A 22,288-nucleotide genomic window follows, 5' to 3' on the forward strand; every position below is an offset into this window, starting at 1 on the left:
CGTAGCCTGCCGCGCTCGGCGGGGCCACGTAGCCTGCCACGCTCGGGCCGCGTGATCCGGCCGCGCTCGGCACCGCGGCCCAGCCCGCCCTACGGCAGGTTCGTGACCAGCTCGGCGGCCGGCACCCGCGTGCCCGTGTAGAACGGGATCTCCTCGCGCACGTGGCGGCGCGCCTCGGTGCCGCGCAGGTGCCGCATCAGGTCCACGATCCGGTGCAGCTCGTCGGCCTCGAACGCGAGGATCCACTCGTAGTCGCCCAGCGCGAACGACGCGACCGTGTTCGCCCGCACGTCCGGGTAGTCCCGCGCCTCCTTGCCGTGGTCGGCGAGCATCTTGCGGCGGTCCTCGTCGGGCAGCAGGTACCACTCGTAGGACCGCACGAACGGGTACACGCAGATGTACTTGCGCGCCTCCTCGCCGGCCAGGAACGCCGGGATGTGGCTGCGGTTGAACTCCGCGGGCCGGTGCAGCGCGACCTGGCTCCACACCGGCGTCGAGGCGCGGCCCACCGCGGTGCGGCGGAACCCGGTGTAGGCGTGCTGGACCTGCTCGACCTCCTCGGCGTGCCACCAGATCATGAAGTCGGCGTCCGCGCGCAGGCCCGCCACGTCGTACACCCCGCGCACCACCACGCCCTTGGCGGCCAGGCCGTCCAGGTACTCCTGGGCCTCCGCGGCGGCCGGGCCGCGGTCGTCGGGCAGCCGGCCGGGCTCGACCCGGAAGACGGACCACATGGTGTAGCGGATGGTGTCGTTGAGCTCGTTGTAGTTCAGGCGGGCCATGGCCCCATCCTCCCACTCGGGGTGTTCACCGGATCCGGCCCAGCACGTGAGAGGCGACACGGGCGGCCGCGGCGTCGCCGGTGGCGATGCAGGCGGGGATGCCGACGCCGTGCAGCGTCGCGCCCGCCACGGCCAGGCCGGGCACCGCGGCCACCGCGTCCTCGATGTCGCGCACCAGGTCCAGGTGGCCCACCCCGTACTGGGGCAGGCCGCCGCCCCACCGGGTGACGACCACGTCGACCGGCCGCGCCTCCACGCCGGTCAGCCGCGCCAGGTCGTGCCGGACCGCCGCGACCAGCTCGTCGTCGTCGCGCTGGAGCAGGTGGGCCTCGCCGTGCCGGCCGACGCTGCCGCGCACCAGCACCGGCTCGCCCGCCAGGTGGTCCCACTTGCGGCCGGAGAAGGTGAACGCCTTGGCGGTGAACGGGACGCCGTCCGCGTCGCGCTCGCCCTCGGCCAGCAGCACGCCGGAGCGCTCGGGCAGCCCGGTGCCGGGCGGCAGGGCCAGCGCCACCACCGCCATGGACGCCAGCTCGACCTCGCCGTAGCGGCGGGACGCGGCGGGCGCGACGTCGGCGAGCAGCCGGCGCGCGGCGGGCGCGGGCACGGCCAGCACCACGCCGTCGACGTCCAGGTGCTCGGGGGCGGCGGCCGAACCGATCTCCAGCCGCCAGCCGTGCCCGGCGCGGGCCAGGGCGCGCACCGGCAGGCCCAGCCGCAGCCGCGCGCCGGACACCTCGGCCAGCCGGTCGACCAGGGTCGACAGGCCGTCGCGCAGCGTGCCGAAGACCGGCGGCCGGGGGACCCCCGACCGGGGTGGCGCGGGGATCGCGGTGGCGGCGGCCGCCAGCAGCGAGCCGACGCCCGAGTCCAGCGCGGAGGCCAGCTGCGGCATGGTGGCGCGCAGGCCCAGGTGCTCGGTGCGGCCCGCGTACACGCCGCCCAGCAGCGGCCCGACCAGGCGTTCGCCCACCTCGGGGCCGAAGCGCTCGGTCAGCAGCGTGCCCACCGCGACGTCACCGCCGTCGAGTCGGATCGGCGGCAGGGTCGGCTCGGCCGCGACGCGCCGCACGCCCTCCGGCGACAGCACGTGCCGCACGGCCTCCACCGACGCGGGGACACCCATCAGGGTGTGGGCGGGCACGGACCGGGTGGCGCCGCCCGCGTGGATGCTCGCCGCCGCGCGGCCCGGGTGCACCAGCCGGTCGCCCAGGCCCAGCTCGGCCACCAGCTCGGCGGCCTCGGGGCGGCGGTGCAGGAACGCCTCCGCGCCCACGTCGTAGGCGCGCCCGCCGACCTCGGCGGTGCGCAGCTTGCCGCCCAGCCGGTGGGCCTGCTCGACCACGGTGATCTCCACGGCGGGACCGAGCAGGTGGCGCAGGCGGTGCGCCGCGGCCAGGCCCGAGACCCCGCCGCCGACCACCGCGACGCGCAACGCCCTCACCCCGTCCGGTGCACCAGCTCGACGGCCCGGGTGATCACGTCCGGGTCGGTGTCGGGCAGCACGCCGTGGCCGAGGTTGAAGATGTGGCCGGCCGCGGCCTCACCCTCGCGCTTGATCCGCTCGACCTCGCGCTCCAGCGCGGGCAGGCCCGCGAACAGCAGCGCCGGGTCGAGGTTGCCCTGGACCACCGGCTTGGGCAGGTGCGGCGCGGCGGCCTCCAGCCGCCCGACCGCCACGTCCAGCGGGGTGCGCCAGTCGACGCCGACGACGTCCGCGCCGGCCTCGCGCATCGCGGGCAGCAGCTCGGAGGTGCCGACGCCGAAGTGGATGCGCGGCACGCCGGTGATCCCGCCCAGCACCCGGGTGGAGTGCGGGAGGACGAACTCGCGGTAGTCGCGCTCGGACAGCGCGCCCGCCCACGAGTCGAACAGCTGCACCACCTTGACGCCCGCCGCGACCTGCACCCGCAGGAACTCGGCGGTGATGCCGGCGAGCTTGTCCAGCAGCGCGTGCCACAGCCCCGGGTCGCCGTGCATGAGCGCCTTGGTGCGCTCGTGGTGCTTGCTGGGCCCGCCCTCGACCAGGTAGGAGGCGAGGGTGAACGGGGCGCCCGCGAAGCCGATCAGCGGCACGTCGCCCAGCTCGGCGTTGAGCAGCCGGATCGCCTCGACCACCGGCCGCACCTGCTCCTCGTGCAGCTCGGGCAGCCGGTCGACGTCGGCGCGGGTGGCCACCGGCTCGGCGACCACGGGGCCGGTGCCCGGCACGATGTCGAGGTCGACGCCGGCGGCCTTGAGCGGCACGACGATGTCGGAGAACAGGATCGCGCCGTCCACGTCGTGCCTGCGCACGGGCTGGAGGGTGATCTCGCAGACCAGCTCCGGGTCCAGGCAGGCGTCCAGCATCGCGGTGCCCTCGCGCAGCTTGCGGTACTCGGGCAGTGAGCGGCCCGCCTGGCGCATGAACCAGACCGGCGTCCGGGACGGCCGGCCGCCGCGCGCGGCCACGAGCAACGGGGCTTCGGTGATGTCGTTCATCTCGCCCGACATCGTCCCACGGGTTGGTCGGCGGGCCGGCCGGGGTCCGGCGTGCCGCGCCCGCGCGGCGCCGCGCGGGGCCTACAGTCCGTGGTGTGACGGAGCCCGAACTGTTCCGGCGTGCGGTGGCGACGCTCAGGTCGGTGCGGACCCGGCCGGAGCTGGAGCTGACCGAGGTGCGCCCGCCGCAGCGGCTGGCGCCCTGGGCCTTCGCGCTCACCGCGGAGGTGACCGGGCCCGGCGACGAGCTGTCCACCGGGCGGCTGGTGCTGCTGCACGACCCGGAGGGCGTCGAGGCGTGGTCGGGGGTGTTCCGGCTGGTCGCCTACGTGCGGGTGGAGCTGGACGCCGAGCTGGCCGCCGACCCGCTGCTGCCGGAGGTCGGCTGGTCGTGGCTGGCCGAGGCGCTGGAGGTGGCGGGCGCGGGGTTCCTGGCGCTGGGCGGCACGGTGACCCAGACGTCCTCGGCCCGGTTCGGCGACATCGCGGGCCCGGCGCGCACCGACGACCTGGAGCTGCGGGCGTCGTGGACGGCCCGCACGGAGGACCTGTCGGCGCACGGCACGGCGTTCTACGACCTGATGGCCACCGCCGTCGGCCTCCCGCCGATCGGCGTGACCTCGCTGCGGTAGCCCGGCCGCCTCACTCGTTGTCGCGCAGCACCCGCAGGGCGTTGCGGCCGGCGAGCCCGGCGCAGTCGTCCTCGCTCCACCCCCGGTCGAGCAGCGCCGCGAACAGGTCGGGGTAGCCGGAGACGTCCGCCAGGCCCTCGGGCTGCGCGGGCACGCCGTCGTAGTCGCCGCCGAGCCCGATGTGGTCGACGCCCGCCACCTCGCGGGCGTGCTCCAGGTGCGCCACCACGTCGTCGATCGTCACGCGGGGCGTGGGCTCGGGCCACCCCGCGGCGAACCGGTTGCGGGCGACCAGGTCGTTGTGGCGCTCCCCGGCCGCGTCCATGGCCTCCTTGAGGCGGGCGTCCCAGGCCGCGTAGGCGGGGGAGACGAACTGCGGGACGAAGGTGATCATGCAGACGCCGCCGTTGGCCGCCAGCCGCGCCAGGACGTCGTCGGGGACGTTGCGGGGGTGGTCGGCCACGGCCCGGCAGGACGAGTGGCTGAACACGACCGGCCGCGAGGTGGTGTCCAGCGCGTCGCGCATGGTGGTCGCGGCGACGTGGGACAGGTCGACCAGCATCCCGAGGCGGTTCATCTCCCGCACCACCTCGCGCCCGAAGGCGGTCAGGCCGCCGTGGACGGGCTCGTCGGTGGCCGAGTCGGCCCACGGGGTGTTCTCGTTGTGGGTGAGGGTCAGGTAGCGCACGCCGAGCCTGCGCAACGCCCGCAGCACGCCCGGGGAGCCGTTGATGGAGTGCCCGCCCTCCGCGCCGATCAGCGAGGCCGTCCGCCCGTCCGCGAACGCCCGTTCGGCCTCGTCGGCGGTCGTGGCCAGGCGGAGGTGGTCGGGGTAGCGGGCGACGAGCTCGTGGACCAGTTCCACCTGCTCCAGCACGGCGGTGACCGCTGCGTCGCCCGCCGGTCGGCAGGGGACCCAGACGGACCAGAACTGCATCCCCAACCGGCCCTCGCGGGCCCGGACCAGGTCGGTCTGCAACGCCGGCTGACGCGTCGTCAGGTCGACGACCGAGGCGTTCGTGGTGGGATCACCGGGCGTTGACTTTTCACTCAACGACCCCGCGGCGGCGAGCTCGCGCAGCGCCCACGGGAGGTCGTTGTGGCCGTCGACGAGGGGCACCCGGGCCAGCAGTTCCTCGGCCCGGCCCCGACCCGCGCTGCTCGGCACGCCCAACTCCTTGATGTCGTCGTGAGAACGGTTCGCGTTACGCGACCGTTCGAGTTGTCCACCGATCGTGTGACAACGAGAGCCATCAGTGACAACTCATTCGGGATAGATACCCGATTGATCGTCCCGTAGACCCGCTTGGGCGGCTACGCTGCCCCAGACGACACCACTTTCGGTCGATCAGTGGCGCGGCTGATTGGACGAAAGTCCCGGTGCCGGTCGGGGGGCACGACCGACTCCAGGGAGGTAGTGACGTGGCTGCCGTCGGCTTAGGTCAGGCCGTTCGTACCACGCCAGCCGGCTCGTTGCCGGCGAACATGGTCCCGCACCCGCGGGAGGAGCTTTTTTCGGTGTTGGTGGTCGACGACCACCCGCTGCTGAGGGAGGCGATAAGCGCCCGGCTCACCCAGATGGGAGCCGGGACAGTGCATGAGGCGGCTTCGGTCGCGGAGGCTCGGGCGCGGGCACTCGCAACCGGACCGTGTGATCTCGCGATCCTCGATCTGGGTCTGCCGGACGGCACCGGCATCGACCTGGTCACGGAACTCCGTGCCCAGGGCTGGCCCCGCATCGTGGTCCTCGCGTCCTCCGACGACCCCTACGCGGTCAGGTCGGCCTTCCAGGCGGGCGCCCAGGCGTACCTGCTGAAGTCCGCCTCGCCGATGGTGGTCACCGACGGGGTGCGCAGGGTCCTCGACGGCGGCGTCTACGCAGACCCGAGCGTCGCGCCCGTGCTCGCCGCGGGCACGAGGGTGCCGGGCACCGACAACACGCCGCGGGAACTCTCCGCGCGTGAGGTCGAGGTCCTCCAGCTGGTCGCCGATGGCCAGAGCAACAAGGAGATCGGCGAAGCACTCAGCCTTTCCGCGCTGACGGTGAAGTCCCACCTGTCGCGGATCGGGCGCAAGCTGGGCACCGGGGATCGGGCTCAGATGGTCGCGCTGGCCATGCGTGCCGGCGTGATCCGCTGAGGCGGGTTACCGCACTGAACCGGCCGAACACACCCGCGAGTGGTGCGTTCGTCGTAGGGTCTTCCGCCGTGGACGTACCCTCCGACGAGCCAACCGAACCAACCGGGGCTGATCCGGTGCCGCTGGTGGAACCCGCTGACGGGGTGCCACCGGTGGTCGCCGACGCTCCGTCGCTCCGGCGTGCCGCTGAGGCGCTCGCCGGAGCGACGGGTCCGGTCGCGGTGGACACCGAGCGAGCCTCGGGCTACCGCTACTCGCAACGGGCCTACCTGGTGCAGTTGCGCCGGGCAGGCGCCGGGACCGTGCTGGTCGACCCGATCGCCCTGGGCGGTCGGCTCGACCCGCTGGTCGAGGCGCTGGACGGGACGGAGTGGGTGTTGCACGCGGCGTCCCAGGACCTGCCGTGCCTCGCCGAACTCGGGTTGCGTCCGAGCGCGTTGTTCGACACCGAGCTGGCGGGCAGGCTGGCCGGTTTCGAGCGGGTGGCGCTGGGCACGCTCGTCGAGCGGCTGTTGGGCTTTCGGTTGGAGAAGGGGCACGGTGCGGCCGACTGGTCGCGCCGGCCCCTGCCCGCCGACTGGCTCAACTACGCCGCACTCGACGTCGAACTGCTGGTCGAGCTGCGTGATGTGCTCGAACAGGAGCTCAAGCGGCAGGGGAAGCTCGGGTGGGCGCTCGAGGAGTTCGAGGCCGCCCGCACGGCTCCCCTGCCGCGCCCGCGCGCGGAGCCGTGGCGCCGCACGTCGGGCATCCACCGGATCCGCAGCCCGAGGCAGCTGGCCGCGGTGCGCTCCCTCTGGGAGGCCCGCGACGCCCTCGCCCGGGAGCGCGACATCGCGCCGGGCCGGGTGCTGCCGGACTCGGCGCTGGTCGAGGCCGCCTCCCGCAACCCCGCGGACGAGCCGGCCCTCCTCGCCCTGCCCGTCTTCCGGGGCCGGGCGCAACGACGCATGGCCGGGGTGTGGATGGGGGCGCTCCAGCGCGCCGCGGCCCTGCCCCGGACCGAACTCCCCGAGGCGTCCCAGCAGCACGACGGCCCTCCCCCGCCCAACCGGTGGGCGGACAAGGACCCGGCCGCCGCGGCCCGCCTGGCCGCCGCCCGCGCGGCGCTGACCGCCATCGCGGAGGCCAACACCCTGCCCGTGGAGAACCTGCTGCTCCCGGACCTGGTGCGGCGCACCTGCTGGCAACCGCCGGCCGACGCCACGCCCGCCGGCGTGGCCGAGACCCTGCGCGAGGCCGGCGCCCGCACCTGGCAGGTCGACCTGACCGCCACGGCCCTCTCGGAAGCCCTGAACACCCCGACACCCCCCGAACGCTGAACTCGGGGGTCCTGGACGTACGACTCACCGGTCACGAACGTACGACTCGCCGAAGCTTCCCCCCAAGCCCGGCGAGTCGTACGTTCCGGCCGGGCGAGTCGTACGTTCGCGACCCCCGAGTTCAACGTTCGCGACCCCCGAGTTCAGCCTTCAGGATCGGCCTCGGGGTCCTGCCGGCGCTCGGAGACCTCGTGGCGGGCCATCGCGCGCAGGGCGGCCACGGCCGCGTCACCCAGGACGGTGCCCACGACGACGCCCTCCAGCGCCTCGTCCTTCGAGTCCATCCGCAGCACGTAGTCCAGGTCGACCTCGGCGAGCTGGAGGCAGGCCCGCGCGTAGTCGTCCAGCAGGTCGACGAACCGGCGCTGCCCGACCTCGCGCGCCGTGGCCAGCACGTCGACCAGCGCCGTGAACGCGAACGAGTCCTGCGCGCACTCCCAGCCCTGCCGCTCGACGAACGCCAGCGCCTGCTCGTGCGCCACCTCGTCGGTCACGTCGGGGTCCGGTGACGCCACCGCGGCCGTGACCGTGCCCATGGCCTTGTGCAGCGACATCTCGGGGTCGTCCAGCGTCCCGAGCACGTCGCGGACCGCCGCGATCGACAGCCCGCCCATCTCGACCATCGCCCGCACGAGCCGCAGCCGGTGCAGGTGGGCGTCGGCGTAGCGCGCCTGGTTGGGACTGGTCAGCTCCCCGGCCGGGAGCAACCCCTCCCGCAGGTAGTACTTGATCGTCGGCACGGGCACACCGCTGCGCCGGCTCAACTCCGCGATGCGCATGGGCCCGCGTCCCTTCCCCTGAGGACTTCCGATATGGATACTGGTGCTATCCACTAATGGACAGTATCACTATCTGTTTTAGGAGTACGAGATGGTCCGCTTACTCCGGTGGCACCCGCCGTTGATCCTGTTCTCCCTGCTCATGACCGCCCTGGTGCTCGTCTCGTCGATCGGCATGGTGGTGGACGACCGGGTCCTGGTCGGGTCACCCATCTGGTTCAAGCCGTTCAAGTTCAGCGTGTCCCTCGCCCTGTACGGGGTCACGCTGGCCTGGATGCTCACCTTCGTCACCCGCTTCCGCCGCACCGCCCGGTGGGCGGGCACCGTCATCGCCGTCGCCCTCACCGCCGAGATGGCGGTCATCATCGTCCAGGTGCTGCGGGGCGAGCGGAGCCACTTCAACACCGCCACCCCGTTCGACCAGCTCATGTGGAACGTCATGACGGTCACCATCCTCACCATGTGGATCATGCACGCGGTGATCTCGGCGGTGCTGGCCCGCACCCGCTTCACCGACCGCGCGGCGGGCGCCGCGATCCGACTCGGCCTGGCGCTGGCCCTGGTCGGCCTGGCCCTGGGTCTGCTGATGACCGCCAACGTGGATTCCGCGGAGGTCGCCGCGGGCATCGTCGGCTCGCACAGCGTCGGCGTGCCCTCCGGCGGCGAGCAGATGCCGCTGACCGGCTGGAACACCACGGGCGGCGACCTGCGCGTCCCCCACTTCGTCGGCATCCACGCCCTCCAGGTGCTCCCGCTGGCCGTGATCCTGTTCCGCCGCCGCGCGACGGTCTCGTTCGCCTGGGCGGTCGCGATCGGCTACGCGGGCCTGATGGCCCTGGTGACCTGGCAGGCGCTGCGCGGCCAGCCGCTGCTGCGGCCGGACCTGTTCACCGCCCTGGGCGCGCTGGTCGTGGCGACCTGGACCGTCGGCGCCTCGGCGCTGGCGCTGCGGGCGCGGCAGCCGGAGCGGGTCCGGGTCGAGCGAGAGGCGGTGTCGGTGTGACCGGGTTCCTGTTCCAGCTCACGTTCTGGCTCACCGCCCCGTTCTGGGCCCTGATGATCTTCGCCCCGACGTGGTCGTGGACCGCGCGGATCGTGTCCTCGCCGCTGATCGCGGTACCGCCGGTGGCGATCTACGCGGTCCTGGTCGCCGGGCACGTGCCCGAGCTGCTGACGGCGGTGAGCAGCCCGGAACTGGGCTCGATGCGGGAACTGGCGGCCTCGGCGTGGGGCACGTCGGCGTTCTGGGCGCACGTGATCGCCTGGGACCTGCTGGTCGGCGCGTGGATGTACCGGGAGGGCCGCAGGCTGGGCGTGCACCCGCTGCTCATGGGCCCCCTCCTGGTGGCCACGATCCTCGTCGCGCCGCTCGGTTTCGCGGTCTTCCTCGTCGTCCGGCGCCTCTGTGACACACCCGACAGGGCCACCAGTGTGGTTACCCATGAGTAACTGGGGCTAGAGTTGTGTTACCGATCGGTAGGAGAGGAGACGCCGTGGCCGCACCAGTAGCGCCGGCACGCGTTCGCAACGTGGTCTTCGTGGACGGTGTGCGCACGCCGTTCGGCAAGGCCGGACCCAAGGGGATCTTCGCGGAGACCCGTGCCGACGACCTGGTCGTCAAGGTGATCCGCGAGCTGCTGCGCCGCCACCCCGAGCTGCCCCCGGAGCGGGTCGACGAGGTGGCCATCGCCGCCACCACGCAGACCGGCGACCAGGGCCTGACCATCGGCCGCACCGCGGCGCTGCTCGCGGGCCTGCCGAAGTCCGTGCCCGGGTACGCGATCGACCGCATGTGCGCGGGCGCCATGACCGCCGTGACCACCTCGGCCAGCGGCATCGCGTTCGGCGCCTACGACGTGGTGATCGCGGGCGGCGTCGAGCACATGGGCCGCCACCCGATGGGCGAGGGCGTCGACCCCAACCCGCGGTTCCTGTCCGACAAGATCGTCGACCCCTCGGCCCTGGTGATGGGCTCCACCGCGGAGAACCTGCACGACCGGTTCCCCGCCATCACCAAGGAGCGCGCCGACGCCTACGCCGCCGCCTCCCAGGCCAAGTACGCCGACGCGGTGAAGAACGGCAAGATCGGCCCCGAGCTCGTCCCGGTCGCCACCCGCTCCGCCGAGCACGGCTGGGGCCTGGCCACCGCCGACGAGCCGCCGCGCCCCGGCACCACGGTCGAGGACCTGGCCCGGCTCAAGACCCCGTTCCGCCCGCACGGCCGCGTCACCGCGGGCAACGCGGCGGGCCTCAACGACGGCGCCACCGGCTGCATCCTGGCCGAGGAGGAGACCGCGCGGGAGCTGGGCCTGCCGGTCGGGATGCGCCTGGTCGGCTACTCGTTCCTGGGCGTCGAGCCCGAGGTCATGGGCGTCGGCCCGGTGCCCGCCACCGAGAAGGCCCTCCGGCGCGCCGGCCTGTCCATCGAGGACATCGGCCTGTTCGAGATCAACGAGGCGTTCGCCGTGCAGGTGCTCGCCTTCCTCGACCACTTCGGCATCGCCGAGGACGACCCGCGGGTCAACCAGTGGGGCGGCGCGATCGCCGTGGGCCACCCGCTCGCCTCCTCGGGCGTGCGCCTGATGACGCAGCTGTCGCGGCAGTTCGCCGAGCGCCCGGACGTGCGCTACGGCATCACCACGATGTGCATCGGCATCGGCATGGGCGGCACCGTGATCTGGGAGAACCCGCACTGGAACGGAGAAGCCAAGTGACCGCGTTGACCGCCGACGAGGCCAGGGCCCTGTTCCCCGACGAGGTCGTCACCACCGCCCGGACCCGGTTGCTGACCGTGCCGGGACTGACCGGCCAGGTCGCCCTCATCACCATCGACAACGGCCACGACCACACCCGGCCGTCCACGTTCGGCCCGCAGTCCCTGGTGAGCCTCGGCCAGGCGTTCGACGAGGCCGCCGCGGCGAACCCGGTGGCCATCGCGGTGACCGGCAAGCCGTTCGTCTTCGCCGTCGGCGCGGACCTGACCGCCGTCGAGGGCGCGTCGGAGCGCGAGCAGGCGCTGACCACCGGCCGGCTCGGGCACGACGTGTTCCGCAGGTTCACCGAGTCGGAGATCCCCACCTTCGCCTTCGTCAACGGCGCGGTCATGGGCGGCGGCCTGGAGCTGGCGCTGTCCTGCCACTACCGGACCCTGGCGTCCAACGCGGCGGCCATCGCGCTGCCCGAGGTGTTCCTGGGCCTGTTCCCGGGCTGGGGCGGCACGCAGCTGCTGCCCAACCTGATCGGCCCGAACGACGCGGTCACCGTGATCTTCGAGAACGCGTTGAACCAGAACAAGGTGCTGCGGCCCGAGCAGGCGCTGGAGCTGGGCATCGCCGACGTGCTGTTCGACTCCGCGGACTACCTGGAGCAGTCGCTGCTGTGGCTGGCCTCCGTGGTGCGCGGCGAGACCACCCCCGCCCGCCGGGAGATCGACCGCGGCGAGGGCTGGGACGCGGCCGTGGCCCGCGCCCGCGCCATCGTCGAGGGCCGGACCAAGGGCGCGTCGCCGGGCGCGCTCAAGGCCCTGGAGCTGCTGGAGCTGGCGCGCGAGAACGACCTCGACCGCGGTTACGCGGCCGAGACCGAGGCGCTGGCCGACGTCGTGATGAGCGACGAGCTGCGGGCCGGGCTGTACTCGTTCAACCTGGTGCAGAAGCGGGCCAAGCGGCCCGCGGGCGCGCCGGACCGGTCGCTGGCGCGCAAGGTGACCAAGGTCGGCATCGTCGGCGCGGGCCTGATGGCCTCGCAGATGGCGCTGCTGTTCGCGCGGCGGCTGGAGGTGCCCGTCGTGCTGACGGACGTCGACCAGGCGCGCGTGGACAAGGGCGTCGGGTACGTGCACGGCGAGGTCGACAAGCTGCTGGGCAAGAAGCGCGTGTCCCCCGACCAGGCCAACCGCCTCAAGGCGCTGGTGACCGGCTCGCTGGACAAGGCCGCGTTCGCCGACGCGGACTTCGTCATCGAGGCCGTGTTCGAGGACCTGGGCGTCAAGCGGCAGGTGTTCGCCGAGGTCGAGGAGCACGTCTCGCCCGAGACCGTGCTGGCCACCAACACCTCGTCGCTGTCGATCACCGAGATGGCCTCGGGCCTCAAGCACCCGGAGCGGGTCGTCGGGTTCCACTTCTTCAACCCGGTGGCGGTCATGCCGCTGCTGGAGATCGTGCGCGCCGACCGGACCGACGACGCCACCCTGGCCACCGCGTTCGCGGTCGGCAAGCAGCTGAAGAAGTCCTCGGTGCTGGTCAAGGACGCGCCCGCGTTCGTGGTGAACCGGCTGCTGACCCGGTTCATGGGCGAGGTCGTCAAGTCCATCGACGAGGGCACGCCGTTCGAGGTGGCGGACCGGGCCACCGAGCCGCTGGGCCTGCCGATGTCCCCGCTGGTGCTGCTCCAGCTCGTCGGCCCGCCCGTGGCCCTGCACGTGGCCGAGACGATGCACCGCGCGTTCCCCGACCGCTTCGGCGTGTCGGCGAACATGGCGCGGTTCGTCGAGGCCGGCAAGGCCGCGGTGTGGCAGTGGGACTCGACGGGCCGGCAGACCGTCGACCCCGAGGTGCAGGCGCTGTGGCAGTTCGGCGACCAGCCCGCCACCGGCGAGGAGGTCTTCTCCCGGGCGCTGGAGGCCATGGCCGAGGAGATCCGCGTCATGCTCGACGAGGGCGTGGTGGCCGAGGCGCAGGACATCGACCTGTGCATGATCCTCGGCGCGGGCTGGCCGTTCTGGCTGGGCGGCATCACCCCGTACCTGGACCGCTCGGGCATCTCGGAGAAGGTGACGGGCAAGCGGTTCCTCGCCCCCGGCGTCGCCTCCGTCCCGGCGTAGCGGACCCCACCGCCGAGCCCGGGCGCACCTCGCGGCCGGGCTCGGCGGCGTCGACGGCGCGTGTCGGGGCGCCCGGTCCTCGGCAGCGCCGGCGCCCTGACACCCGGCGCCCTGACACCCGGCGCCCTGACACCCGGTGTCCGTCCGCTGGTGCGTCCGGCTGGAGCCGGGCGCGCAGGCGGGTGAAGCCCTCGCGGGGCCCTGTACCCGCCCCGATGTTGGGTGGCATGAGCCCCCACCGCCTCAGGTCACGTGCCCGCCGCCCGCGCCCCGACCCCGTGCGGGTGGAGGAGCTGGTCGCCTTCCTGCGCTCGGACCGCGGGTGGCGCGACGAGGTGGCCCGGCGGCTCGTCGCCAAGCTGGACCAGCGGCTCGTGCGCTCGGCGCGGGCCGGCGGGTGCCGCCCCCTCGCACACGTGGCCGAGGAGCTGGACAGCCAGGCGTGCGTCGACCTGGGGCCCGGCGCGCCGTACCAGCTGGCGAAGGCCGTGTACGGGCAGGTGCGGTTGCGTGGCGCGGCGCGGTTGCGGCAGACGGCCCGGAGCCTGCGGGTGCTGGGGGTGTACCTGTGCGGCAGCGACCTGGCGGGGTGCCCGTGCGCCGAGGCGCTGGCCCGGGACCCGCGGCAGGCGCGGGTGGACCGGGTGGTGACGGGGGCGCTGGACGGGGCCGGGTTCTGACGGTTGGTTCCCGGCGGCCGGTCCGGGGTGTTTCGCCCGCGCGGGATTCGGGCACCTCGGTCCGCGTGGGCACGATCAGGGTGGGCACGTCGGGCTGGCACTTCCCCGAGTGGCGCGGCGACTTCTACCCGCGCGGCCTGCCGCAGCGCACCGAGCTCCAGTTCCTGGCGAACCGGCTCGACACCGTGGAGATCAACGGCACGTTCTACGGCCTGCGCAAGCCCGCCGACTACAAGTCGTGGTTCGAGCGCGTGCCGGAGGACTTCGTGTTCGCGGTCAAGGGCCACCGCGAGGTGACCCACCACAAGCGCCTGGAGGACATCGACCGGGACGTCGCGGAGTTCTACGAGTCCGGGGTGCTCGACCTGGGGACCAAGCTCGGGCCGGTGCTGTGGCAGCTGCCGCCGACCCTGCCGTGGCGGGCCGAGCGGCTGGCCGCGTTCCTCGACCTGCTGCCCGGCCCGCCCGTGCGGCACGCGCTGGAGATCAGGCACCCCGGCTGGGACCACCCCGAGCTGGTCCGGATGCTGACCGAGCGCGGTGTGGCGCTGTGCGTGGCCGAGTCGGCGGGCCGGTTCCCGCAGCCGGTGGAGGTGGGCGCGGCGGACTTCGTGTACGTGCGGCTGCACGGCGACCAGGAGCTGTACGCCAGCGCCTACACCGACTCGGCGCTGGACCGGTGGGCGCGGCGGGTGCGGGAGTGGGCGCGGGACCGCGACGTGTACGTGTACTTCGACAACACGATGCGCGGCGCCGCGCCGCACGACGCCCAGGCGTTGGCGGAACGGGTCGGCTGAGCCCGGGGTCCGGCTCGACGTACGGGGTGCCCGGCGCGGGCGTCGGTCGCGCGGCCGACCTCCGACACCGGGTGCGGTGGGGGCCGGGCGGGGTACCCGCGTGCCATGGCCGGACAGGTGCGGATCGGGACGTCGGGGTGGGTGTACCCCCACTGGCGGCGTGGCGCGTTCTACCCGGAGGGGCTGGTGCGGCGCCGGGAGCTGGAGCACCTCTCGCGACTGGTGGGCTCGGTCGAGCTGAACGGCTCGTTCTACTCGCTGCAACGGCCGTCCAGCTACCTGGCGTGGGCGGCGCAGACCCCGGCCGACTTCGTGTTCGCGGTCAAGGGCGGGCGCTTCATCACGCACCTCAAGCAACTGCGCGACGTGGAGACGCCCCTGGCGAACTTCTTCGCGTCCGGGATCCTGGCCCTGGAGGAGAAGCTGGGGCCGTTCCTGTGGCAGCTGCCCCCTCGGACGGCCCACGACCCGGACCGCCTGGCGACGTTCTTCGACCTGCTCCCCCGCACCACGCGGGAGGCCGCCAAGCTGGCCGAGCACCACGACGAGCGCCTGCCGGAGGAGCGGTCGTGGACCACCACCGAGGCGGACCGGCCGCTGCGGCACGCCCTGGAGGTCCGGCACCCCTCGTTCGCGCGCCCGGAGTTCCTCGACCTGCTCCGCGCGCACGGCATCGGCCTGGTCGTGTCCCACTCGGCGGGCACCTACCCGTACCTGGAGGACGTGACGGCCGACTTCGCCTACCTGCGCCTGCACGGCAACCAGGCGCTCTACCACGGCAGCTACACCGACGCCGGGCTGGACGCGTGGGCGCGGAAGGTGCGCGGGTGGTCGGCGGACCACGACGTGTACGCGTACTTCGACAACGACACGGACGCGGCCGCCCCGCACGACGCCATCAGGCTCGCCGCCCGCCTGGCCGATGGCTGACCCGCTGCTGGACCGCGCCGCCCGCCTGACGCTGGCCATCGCCCGCGACGGCGACGACTGCGCCTGGTGCCGCCGCCCGTTCACCGGCCAGGTCACCCCCACCACCGACCACCTGGTCCCCCGCGTCAAGGGCGGCCCGTCGTGGCTGGAGAACGAGGTGGCGGCCTGCCGGCGCTGCAACCGCGCGCGGGGCCACCTGTCGCCCTCCGACTGGCTGGCCGAGTGCGAGCGGCGCGGCTGGCACCCGGACACCGACCGCGTGACCCGGGTCCTGACCGCGCTGGCCGGGGCCATCACCGTCCGGGGCGGCCAACGCCGGGCGAGGCCGTACCTGGAGGGGCAACTGCGCAGGTTGAGGCGCCGCGCCGCCTGAAAACGACACGAACCGGTGAACCGGCGCCCAAGATCGCGACAAGGTGCCCGGGTTTGTGGAACCTGGAGCCATGAAGACGATCACGGCCCTCATCGCCACCACCCTCCTGACCAGCGGCACCGCGTCCGCGCAGATCACGCGGGCCGTCCCCGAGTGCGACCGCGGCGAGTTCTGCGCGTGGTCCGGGGCCGACTACGCGGGTCAGGCGCACCGCCTCGACCTGGAGACAGCCAACCCCGGCGAGTGCATACCCCTGCCCGACGGGTTCGTGGCCAGGTCGTTCGTCAACCACCTGACCCGGGACACGTCGGTGTACCAGGGGGCGGGGTGTTCGACGGAGGCGGAGTTCACGACCTACCCGGGCAAGGGCACGTACGTGCCGGACGCGCCTTTCGTGGTGAGAGCCGTGCAGGTGTGGGAGTCGTGATGCTCCCGCCCTGAACGGCGGTGGCGCGGTGGGGGACCGACTCTCCACCGCGCCCGGTGTGGCACGCCCCACGAGCACCGATCCCGACCCTCACCCCCGGCGCGGCACCCCCACCGCCAGCACCGCCGTGTCGTCGTCGACGCCCTCGCCGAGCCGCGCGAGCAGACCCCGGATCGCCTCCACCGCACCCGCCGCCGTGGTGGGGGCGAGGTCGGCCGCGAACTCCAGCAGCGCCTCCTCCTCGTAGCGGGTGTCCGGCCCGGTCCTGGCCTCGGTGAGGCCGTCCGAGTACAGGACGAACGTGTCGCCCTCACCCAGGCGCACCTCGGTCTCCGCCATCACCGCGTCGGGCAGGGCGCCGACCAGCTGGCCACCCGGCATGTCCACGTACCCGGCGCCGCCGTCGGCCCTCAGCAGCAGGCCCGGCGGGTGGCCGCCGGTGGCCAGGGTGAGCACCCCGCCTCCCGGTTCGACCGCCAGCACGCCGAAGGTGACCGTGCAGAAGCGCGAGACCGCCTGGTCCTGCTCCTGGTTGAGCACGGTGTTGAGGTTGTCCAGCACGGTGACCGGGTCCGGGTCGTACACGGCCGCCGACCGCAGCGCGTAGCGGGTCAGGGACGTCACCGCCGCCGCCTTGGCGCCCTTGCCGCACACGTCGCCCAGGAACAGCCCCCACCGGCCGTCGGCCAGGGGGAACACGTCGTAGAAGTCGCCGCCGACCTGGTAGTGGGACGCGTGGTGGTAGTGGGCGGCCAGCTCGATGCCCGGGATGTCCGGCAGGACCGGCGGCAGCAGGGTGCGCTGGAGGGTCGTCGCGAGCTCCCGGACCTCGTCGCGCTCCTTCTCGGCCTGCCGCCGGGCGCGCAGCAGCTCCTTCTCGTACGCCCGGCGGTCACCGGCGTCGAACACCGTGGTGCGGATCAGCACCGGCTGTCCCCCGGCACCCGTCCGGACCGTGGAGCTGACCAGGACCGGCAGCCGGGTGCCGTCGGCGGCGACCATCTCCAGCGCCACGCCCCGCACCTCGCCGTGCATCCGCAGCAGCGGCGCGAAGTGGGTCTCGTGGTAGAGCCGGCCGCCGACGTTGAGCAGGTCCGCGAACCGCCGCCGCCCCACCAGCTCCTCCCGCTCGTAACCGAGCCAGCGCAGCAGGGTGTCGTTCACCTTCGCGATCCGCCCGTCCAGCATCGTGGACAGGTAACCGCACGGCGCGTTGTCGTAGAGGTCTTCCGCGTCGTCCTCCAGGAGGGCCGAGAAAGCCGCGTGGTCGTGGTCCGGGTGGCTCCCGGCACCGCAGATCACGCCGTGACCACCACGGAGCCCGCGCGGCACGTCGCGGGAGCCGTGCCGGTCACGACCACGTCGTCGCCGTCGCGCGCGTCCATGGACCCATCTTCTCACCCGGACCGCGACCCGGCGGGACCACGAGCCCGCCCACCCGGAAATTGTCGGTGCCCGCGGCTACCGTGCAAGTCATGCAGATGTCGAACGCCGCCGAGCTGACCGCGGACCACCACGCGCGGCTCGCCGAACTCGGCCTGCGCGTCGACCACCTGGACGAGGCGATCTGGGCGGGCGTGGACGCGCGGGCCTCCGCGCCTCCCCTCGGCCCGACCAACGGCGCCGGGCTGCTCGACTGGATCCACCGCGTCGGCAAGCTGCGGGAGATCCTCGTCGACGAGGGCTGGACCAGGGTCGACAAGTGGAACGCGGGCCTGGTGCAGCACCCGACCAAACCGGTCGTGCTGGGCACCCTCCAGGGCAACCGGCACACCGGCACGGACGGCGCCCCGCTGCGCAGCGACTACGCCAAGGGCCCGGCGATCGCGGCGATGATGCGCGGCAACGACCGCGACCAGTTCACGCTGTTCGACTCGCTGCACACCCACGAGCAGAAGCTGTGGTTCCTGGTCACCTACCCGCACCAGCGGGGCGACCGGCTGGTCGTGCTCCGCGAGGTCGCCCAGCCGGAACCCACCCCGCAGGGCCAGGTCGTCGACCGCTGGGCCAGCCGCATCACGCTGCCGCCGCTGGTGTTCGGGCCGCTGCCGACACCGCGGGGCGCCGACGGGCCCGACGACGTGGAGGTAAGCGTCACGCTGAAGCGGTAGTGCGAGAATGGCGCGATCATGCTCACGCCGTCGCGCCTCGCCCTGGCCCGCACCCGGCGCGGTCTCACCGCGGCGGAGCTGGCGCACAAGGCCGGCACGAGCCCGGCGAGCATCGGCGACTACGAGCACGGCCGCCGCCGACCCCGACCCGGGACCACCGCCCGGCTGGCCGCCGCCCTCGGCTTCCCGCCCGCCTTCCTGGAGGCCGGGGACGTGCCCGAGGTCGAGGTCGCGTTCAGCCGACCGGCCGCGCGGCGGCAGCGGGACGCGGCGACCGGCGCGGCACGCCTGGCGATCGGCTTCGCCGGCTGGCTTGCCGGCGCGTTCACCCTGCCGGACCCGGACGTGCCGACGTGGGAGCAGCCCGACCCGGAGACCGCGGCCGGGATGCTGCGCGCCCGCTGGGGCATCCCCCACCGCCCGGCGCCGAACATGGTCCACCTGCTGGAGGCGCACGGGGTGCGGGTGTTCTCGCTGCCCCCGGACTGCACCGCGGCGGGTCCGTTCTCCTGCCGCCACGACGGCACCCCGTACGTCTTCCTCGACCCGACCGCCGCGCCCGCGCGGACCCGCGTCGACGCCGCGCGCGAGCTGGGCAGGCTCGTCGGCGCCGACGACGTGGACGCGTTCGCCACCGCCTTCCTGCTGCCCCGCGCCGGCGTCCTGGCCGCGGTGCCCAGGGGCGCGCTGACCGAACAGGTCGTCGCCCACGCCGCCACCTGGCACGTCGACCCGCTCACCCTGGTCCACCGCCTGCGCGACCTCGGGCTGCTCACCCCCGTCCAGTACGCGGCCGTGTGCCGGCACCTGGCCCGCCGCCCGGCCGACGCGCCCCGCCGCGAGACGTCCCAGCTGCTGGCCAAGGTGTTCCGCGCGTTGCGCGAGCAGGGCACGACACCGCACCGCGTGGCCCGTGACCTGCTGCTCGACGTGGAGGAGCTGAACGGTCTGGTGTTCGGCCTCGTGCTCACCGCCCTGCCCGGTGAGGGCGCCGGCGCGGACCACCCCCGGCCGCGCCTCGCCCTGGTCCGGGGAGCGGGGTCGGGTGCGGGCTCGGGTGCGGGCGGGGTGCCCGGACCGGCGCCGGGGGTTCCGACCGGGGACTAGGCGTTCCGGGGCAGGCGGCGGACTTGCCAACTCGGGACCAGGGGCCGGACCGACGGCGAGGTCCGGGCAGGCGCCAGGTGTTTCGCCCGGCGCCGGGGTCCCGACCCGGCGCCAGGGTTCCGGGCAGGCGCCAGGGTTCCCACTCGGCGCTAGGCGTTCCGACCCGCGACCAGCAGAATTCCACGGGGCGCGGCCCGACCGCGCCCGGACGGAGGACCATCGTGAACCAGCCGCTCACCGCCGCCCAGCTGTTCGACGCCGTCGGACGCGGGTACGAGGACGCGTTCGGGCGCCCGCCCGCCGTGGACGAGGCGGTCCGCCTCCTGCTCGAACGCCTGCCCGAGCGGGCCCGCGTCCTCGACATCGGCAGCGGCACCGGCCGTCCCGCCGCCGAGGACCTCGCCGCCGCCGGGCACCGGGTGCTCGGCATCGACGTGTCGGGCACCATGGTCGAGATCGCCACCGAGCAGGTGCCCGGCGCCGAGTTCGTCCAGGCCGACGTCCGCGACTGGGAACCGCCGCACCGGTGGGACGCCGTCTGCGCGTTCTTCCCCTTCCTCCAGATGACACGCGACGAGGTCGAGGCCGTGCTGGGCCGGATCGCCCGCTGGCTGGAGCCGGGCGGGCTGCTGGCCCTGGTCACCGTCCCGATGGACGTCGAGGAGGTGGAGGTCCCGTTCCTCGGCCACACCGTGCGCCTGACCAGCTTCGCCGCTCCCGACCTCCTGCGCCGCGTCGAACGCGCCGGGCTGGTGGTCGTCGAGTCCCGCACCACCGCCTTCTCCCCCGACCGCGAGGGCCAGCCCGACGAGGAGCACCTGCTGGTGCTCGCCCAGGCCCGGGTTCAGGCCCAGGCCGCGGACGCGCCCCTGGCGTAGTCCGCGAACGACCGCCCGCCGTGGCCCAGGACGGCGGGCACCCCGTCGGACAGGTGCGCGTCGTGCCCGTCGCGGATCGCGGTCAACGAGCCGGTCAACAGCTCGGCGCAGTCGGGCGCCCTGCCCCCGTCGACGACTCGGTGTCGTCCATGCCGCTCGGTGTCCACGCGCCGTGGTCGCCGGCGTTCACGGCCGCCGCTGGTGCCGGGAGCTGGGCGACGACGTCGTGGGGCCCGCGTTCGGCATGGCGTTCAAGTGGGTGCGCGGTGTGCGGCCCAGCGACCACCGTGTGGTAGCTCTGCGGGCATGAACAACCTGGAAGACCTGCGGGACGCCCTGCGCCGGTTCGCCGCCGCGCGCGACTGGGACCGGTACCACACGCCGAAGAACCTCGTGATGGCCCTGTCCGGGGAGGTGGGCGAGCTGACCGACCTGTTCCAGTGGCTCACCCCCGAGGAGGCCGCCCGCGCCATGGAGGACCCCGAGCTGGCCTGGAACGTGCGGGACGAGCTGGCCGACGTCGTGCACTACCTGGTGCGCCTGGCCGACAAGCTCGACGTGGACCTGGTGGAGGCCGCGTTCGCCAAGATCGAGCGCAACGAGCGCCGGTTCCCGGCGGGCAACGGGTCGCTGGAGCCGGTGGAGTGACGGCGGGCCGGTGAAAAAGGCGGGGCTCACCGAATCACGCCGGTCACACGGTCACACGGTCACACGTAGGTGAGCAGGAGCAGGACCAGCGCGACCAGCAGCACCAGGGCGAGCACCGCCGGCGTCCACATCGGTGGCGGTGAACCTCGCGGGGCACGTGAGTGCCTGCCCCGTCGTCCCTGCGATCGCCACGGCACTGGAGACCTCCCCGTCCACGGATCGGTGCTCGTGCGGTTACCGTAGGGACGGATTCCGGGCGGGGGCGTCCCGTCACCCGCTCGCCTCGGGCACGTCGCCCGGTCAGCGGTCCTGCCCACCAGAACGTGACGACTCTTCAGGGGGCCCGGCGGTGCGGGTTGTGGTGGTGGGCGCGGGAATCGCGGGCCTGGCGTGCGCGCGTGCGCTGCTCGACGCGGGTCTGGACGTCGGCGTCGTCGAACGGTCCCGCGTCGTCGGCGGCCGGATGGCGACCAAGCGCTACGACGGACGTCGGGCCGATATCGGTGCCGGGTACTTCACCGTGTCGGACCCCCGGTTCGCCGCCGTCGCGCGGCGGTGGCGGGAGGCCGGGTTGGCCCGGGAGTGGACGGACACCTTCACCGTGCACTCCGGGGGCGAGGTCTCGCGGACCACCGGGCCCGTGCGGTGGTCGGCTCCGGGTGGGCTCCGGTCGCTGGTCGAGGAGCTGGCTTCAGGACTGGACGTGGTGACGTCCCGTGCCGTCGAGTGGATCGAACCCGGACCGCGCGTGGACGGCACGGCGGTGGACGCCGTCGCCCTGGCCATGCCGGGTCCCCAGGCGGCGCGCCTGCTCGATCCGCGCCTGCGTGAGACCTGGGCGGTGGCCGACGGGCAGGTGTGGTTGCCCTCGCTGGTCGCCACGCTGGTGTACGAGGAGCGGACCTGGACGGAGTTCCACGGGGCGTTCGTCAACGACCACCCGGTCCTGACCACCCTGTTCGACGACGGCAGTCGGCGCGGGGACGGTGCTCCGGTGCTCGTCGCGCACACCCGGGACGCCTTTGCGGAGCGGTACGTGGCCGATGCCCTGGCCGCTGGTGAGGAGATCGAGGCGGCGGTGCGGGAATTGCTGGGGCTGCCTGCCGCTGTGGGGGTTCACGTGCACCGGTGGACGTTCGCCCGGCCGAGCGAGGAGGGGCAGGCGCCGTTCCACCTCGATGACGGGATGGTGGGCATCGCCGGTGACGCGTGGGGCGTGCCGAGGGTCCAGACGGCGTGGCTCTCGGGGACCGCGCTGGGCGAGGCCATCGCCGCTCGGCTGTCCTGAGGGTTGGTGGTGTTGAACGCAAAAAGCCCTCAGGGGCACCCGTGATCACGGGTGCCCCTGAGGGAAAGAATGTTCGGCGGCGTCCTACTCTC

Annotated in this window: 25 protein-coding genes; 17 read left to right on the plus strand and 8 right to left on the minus strand. The window is 73.8% G+C overall.

The window, feature by feature from the left end; all coding sequences use genetic code 11:
• Positions 1-89 precede the first annotated feature (89 nt).
• From hemQ to hemE, 3 genes are read right to left on the minus strand one after another with little or no spacing between them, the layout of a single operon-like run.
• On the minus strand, positions 90-782 hold the full coding sequence (gene hemQ / locus ACFP3R_RS34720) for a hydrogen peroxide-dependent heme synthase (RefSeq protein ID WP_380642714.1): 693 nt from the start codon (positions 780-782) through the stop codon (positions 90-92).
• Positions 783-807: 25 nt separating this feature from the next.
• Positions 808-2,226, minus strand: a complete 1,419-nt coding sequence (gene hemG / locus ACFP3R_RS34725) for a protoporphyrinogen oxidase (protein WP_380642716.1) — start codon at positions 2,224-2,226, stop codon at positions 808-810.
• Positions 2,223-3,275, minus strand: coding sequence for a uroporphyrinogen decarboxylase (hemE, locus tag ACFP3R_RS34730; protein WP_380642718.1), 1,053 nt, complete (start codon positions 3,273-3,275; stop codon positions 2,223-2,225). The genes hemG and hemE overlap by 4 nt, the downstream gene beginning before the upstream one ends.
• A gap of 83 nt (positions 3,276-3,358) precedes the next feature.
• Here hemE and ACFP3R_RS34735 point away from each other — a divergent pair, with 83 nt between their 5' ends.
• On the plus strand, positions 3,359-3,895 hold the full coding sequence (locus ACFP3R_RS34735) for a DUF3000 domain-containing protein (RefSeq protein ID WP_380642720.1): 537 nt from the start codon (positions 3,359-3,361) through the stop codon (positions 3,893-3,895).
• A 10-nt stretch (positions 3,896-3,905) separates the two neighbouring features.
• Here ACFP3R_RS34735 and ACFP3R_RS34740 read toward each other — a convergent pair whose 3' ends face one another.
• Complete coding sequence (locus ACFP3R_RS34740; protein WP_380642722.1) at positions 3,906-5,063, minus strand: dipeptidase; 1,158 nt, start codon at positions 5,061-5,063, stop codon at positions 3,906-3,908.
• A 254-nt stretch (positions 5,064-5,317) separates the two neighbouring features.
• Between ACFP3R_RS34740 and ACFP3R_RS34745 the strand changes: the two genes are divergently transcribed.
• Positions 5,318-6,034: a response regulator gene (locus ACFP3R_RS34745; protein WP_015099292.1), complete on the plus strand. Its 717-nt coding sequence runs from the start codon at positions 5,318-5,320 to the stop codon at positions 6,032-6,034.
• A gap of 68 nt (positions 6,035-6,102) precedes the next feature.
• Positions 6,103-7,356 carry an HRDC domain-containing protein gene (locus tag ACFP3R_RS34750; protein ID WP_380642724.1) on the plus strand — a complete coding sequence of 418 codons (1,254 nt, stop codon included), beginning with the start codon at positions 6,103-6,105 and terminating at the stop codon, positions 7,354-7,356.
• A gap of 143 nt (positions 7,357-7,499) precedes the next feature.
• On the opposite strand, the gene ACFP3R_RS34755 is transcribed toward ACFP3R_RS34750, so the two are convergent.
• Positions 7,500-8,135 (minus strand): MerR family transcriptional regulator, encoded by a 636-nt coding sequence (locus tag ACFP3R_RS34755; RefSeq protein WP_380642726.1) that lies wholly within the window; start codon positions 8,133-8,135, stop codon positions 7,500-7,502.
• 91 nt (positions 8,136-8,226) lie between these two features.
• On the opposite strand from ACFP3R_RS34755, the gene ACFP3R_RS34760 reads away from it, so the two are divergent.
• The 9 genes from ACFP3R_RS34760 (at position 8,227) to ACFP3R_RS34800 (ending at position 16,164) form a co-directional block, all read left to right on the plus strand.
• Positions 8,227-9,138 (plus strand): hypothetical protein, encoded by a 912-nt coding sequence (locus ACFP3R_RS34760; RefSeq protein WP_380642728.1) that lies wholly within the window; start codon positions 8,227-8,229, stop codon positions 9,136-9,138.
• Positions 9,135-9,584 carry an ABA4-like family protein gene (locus ACFP3R_RS34765; RefSeq protein ID WP_380642730.1) on the plus strand — a complete coding sequence of 150 codons (450 nt, stop codon included), beginning with the start codon at positions 9,135-9,137 and terminating at the stop codon, positions 9,582-9,584. The genes ACFP3R_RS34760 and ACFP3R_RS34765 overlap by 4 nt, the downstream gene beginning before the upstream one ends.
• Before the next feature lie 44 nt (positions 9,585-9,628).
• The gene (locus tag ACFP3R_RS34770; protein WP_380642732.1) at positions 9,629-10,849 is read left to right on the plus strand and encodes a thiolase family protein; all 1,221 of its coding nucleotides are present in this window, start codon (positions 9,629-9,631) and stop codon (positions 10,847-10,849) included.
• On the plus strand, positions 10,846-12,957 hold the full coding sequence (locus ACFP3R_RS34775) for a 3-hydroxyacyl-CoA dehydrogenase NAD-binding domain-containing protein (protein ID WP_380642734.1): 2,112 nt from the start codon (positions 10,846-10,848) through the stop codon (positions 12,955-12,957). Before ACFP3R_RS34770 ends, ACFP3R_RS34775 begins: the two co-directional genes overlap by 4 nt.
• 227 nt (positions 12,958-13,184) lie before the next feature.
• Positions 13,185-13,637, plus strand: coding sequence for a hypothetical protein (locus tag ACFP3R_RS34780; RefSeq protein WP_380642736.1), 453 nt, complete (start codon positions 13,185-13,187; stop codon positions 13,635-13,637).
• 65 nt (positions 13,638-13,702) lie between these two features.
• Positions 13,703-14,434, plus strand: coding sequence for a DUF72 domain-containing protein (locus tag ACFP3R_RS34785; RefSeq protein ID WP_380642738.1), 732 nt, complete (start codon positions 13,703-13,705; stop codon positions 14,432-14,434).
• Between the two features lie 105 nt (positions 14,435-14,539).
• A complete protein-coding gene (locus ACFP3R_RS34790; protein WP_380642740.1) occupies positions 14,540-15,364 on the plus strand; it encodes a DUF72 domain-containing protein in 825 nt (274 codons plus the stop codon).
• Positions 15,357-15,737, plus strand: a complete 381-nt coding sequence (locus tag ACFP3R_RS34795) for an HNH endonuclease (protein ID WP_380642742.1) — start codon at positions 15,357-15,359, stop codon at positions 15,735-15,737. The genes ACFP3R_RS34790 and ACFP3R_RS34795 overlap by 8 nt, the downstream gene beginning before the upstream one ends.
• A 70-nt stretch (positions 15,738-15,807) precedes the next feature.
• A complete protein-coding gene (locus ACFP3R_RS34800) occupies positions 15,808-16,164 on the plus strand; it encodes a peptidase inhibitor family I36 protein (protein WP_380642743.1) in 357 nt (118 codons plus the stop codon).
• Positions 16,165-16,254: 90 nt separating this feature from the next.
• Here the strand turns inward: ACFP3R_RS34800 and ACFP3R_RS34805 are convergent, their stop codons facing one another.
• Positions 16,255-17,466, minus strand: a complete 1,212-nt coding sequence (locus ACFP3R_RS34805) for a PP2C family protein-serine/threonine phosphatase (protein WP_380642745.1) — start codon at positions 17,464-17,466, stop codon at positions 16,255-16,257.
• A gap of 173 nt (positions 17,467-17,639) precedes the next feature.
• Here ACFP3R_RS34805 and ACFP3R_RS34810 point away from each other — a divergent pair, with 173 nt between their 5' ends.
• From ACFP3R_RS34810 to ACFP3R_RS34820, 3 genes are all read left to right on the plus strand, one after another.
• Positions 17,640-18,275 (plus strand): hypothetical protein, encoded by a 636-nt coding sequence (locus tag ACFP3R_RS34810; RefSeq protein WP_380642747.1) that lies wholly within the window; start codon positions 17,640-17,642, stop codon positions 18,273-18,275.
• 18 nt (positions 18,276-18,293) lie between these two features.
• Positions 18,294-19,382, plus strand: coding sequence for a helix-turn-helix domain-containing protein (locus ACFP3R_RS34815; protein ID WP_380642749.1), 1,089 nt, complete (start codon positions 18,294-18,296; stop codon positions 19,380-19,382).
• Between the two features lie 221 nt (positions 19,383-19,603).
• Complete coding sequence (locus ACFP3R_RS34820) at positions 19,604-20,260, plus strand: class I SAM-dependent methyltransferase (protein WP_380642751.1); 657 nt, start codon at positions 19,604-19,606, stop codon at positions 20,258-20,260.
• On the opposite strand, the gene ACFP3R_RS34825 is transcribed toward ACFP3R_RS34820, so the two are convergent.
• Positions 20,227-20,427, minus strand: a complete 201-nt coding sequence (locus ACFP3R_RS34825; protein WP_380642753.1) for a hypothetical protein — start codon at positions 20,425-20,427, stop codon at positions 20,227-20,229. The genes ACFP3R_RS34820 and ACFP3R_RS34825 overlap by 34 nt on opposite strands.
• 139 nt (positions 20,428-20,566) lie before the next feature.
• On the opposite strand from ACFP3R_RS34825, the gene ACFP3R_RS34830 reads away from it, so the two are divergent.
• Complete coding sequence (locus tag ACFP3R_RS34830; protein WP_380642755.1) at positions 20,567-20,908, plus strand: nucleotide pyrophosphohydrolase; 342 nt, start codon at positions 20,567-20,569, stop codon at positions 20,906-20,908.
• 59 nt (positions 20,909-20,967) lie between these two features.
• Here ACFP3R_RS34830 and ACFP3R_RS34835 read toward each other — a convergent pair whose 3' ends face one another.
• Positions 20,968-21,105, minus strand: a complete 138-nt coding sequence (locus ACFP3R_RS34835) for a hypothetical protein (protein WP_380642757.1) — start codon at positions 21,103-21,105, stop codon at positions 20,968-20,970.
• Between the two features lie 152 nt (positions 21,106-21,257).
• Here ACFP3R_RS34835 and ACFP3R_RS34840 point away from each other — a divergent pair, with 152 nt between their 5' ends.
• Entirely contained in the window at positions 21,258-22,196 is a 939-nt protein-coding gene (locus tag ACFP3R_RS34840; protein WP_380642759.1) for an NAD(P)/FAD-dependent oxidoreductase, read from the plus strand.
• Positions 22,197-22,288: the final 92 nt, after the last annotated feature.

This window comes from Saccharothrix lopnurensis, assembly GCF_042658445.1.
Taxonomy (GTDB): domain Bacteria; phylum Actinomycetota; class Actinomycetes; order Mycobacteriales; family Pseudonocardiaceae; genus Actinosynnema; species Actinosynnema lopnurensis.